General features: G+C 60.1%; 1 protein-coding gene. It reads right to left on the bottom strand.

Going from position 1 to position 707, the window contains the following annotated elements; all coding sequences use genetic code 11:
* Positions 1 to 707: elongation factor Tu (locus ABDB87_RS20535; RefSeq protein WP_345930581.1), on the bottom strand; the 707-nt coding region annotated here is incomplete at both ends.

Below are 707 nucleotides of genomic sequence, written 5' to 3'. Positions count from 1 at the left end.
ACACCACGCTCGACACGACCCGTCACCACGGTACCGCGACCCGAGATCGAGAACACGTCTTCGATCGGCATCAGGAAGGGCTTGTCGATCGCACGTTCCGGCGTCGGGATGTAGGAGTCCAGCGCATCAGCCAGCGCCATGATCGCGCCTTCGCCGATTTCGCCCTTGTCGCCTTCCAGGGCCTTCAGAGCGGAACCCTTGACGATGGGAATGTCGTCGCCCGGGAAGTCGTACTTGGAGAGCAGCTCGCGCACTTCCATCTCGACCAGTTCCAGCAGCTCGGCGTCATCCACCATGTCGCACTTGTTCAGGAACACGATGATGTAGGGCACACCCACCTGACGAGCCAGCAGGATGTGCTCGCGGGTCTGGGGCATGGGGCCGTCAGCAGCCGAACACACCAAGATCGCGCCATCCATCTGCGCAGCACCGGTAATCATGTTCTTCACGTAGTCAGCGTGGCCCGGGCAGTCAACGTGGGCGTAGTGACGATTGGCCGTTTCGTATTCAACGTGCGCGGTATTGATGGTGATACCACGAGCCTTTTCTTCAGGCGCTGCGTCAATCTGGTCATATGCCTTGGCCGCACCACCGAACTTCGCCGCCAGCACGGTCGTGATGGCTGCAGTCAGCGTGGTCTTGCCGTGGTCAACGTGACCAATCGTGCCGACGTTCACGTGCGGCTTCGTACGTTCAAACTTTTCCTT

Origin of the sequence: Uliginosibacterium paludis (assembly GCF_039631355.1) — a bacterium.
Classification (GTDB): Bacteria; Pseudomonadota; Gammaproteobacteria; order Burkholderiales; family Rhodocyclaceae; genus Uliginosibacterium; species Uliginosibacterium paludis.
This window is presented reverse-complemented; position numbering and strand designations above follow the sequence as displayed.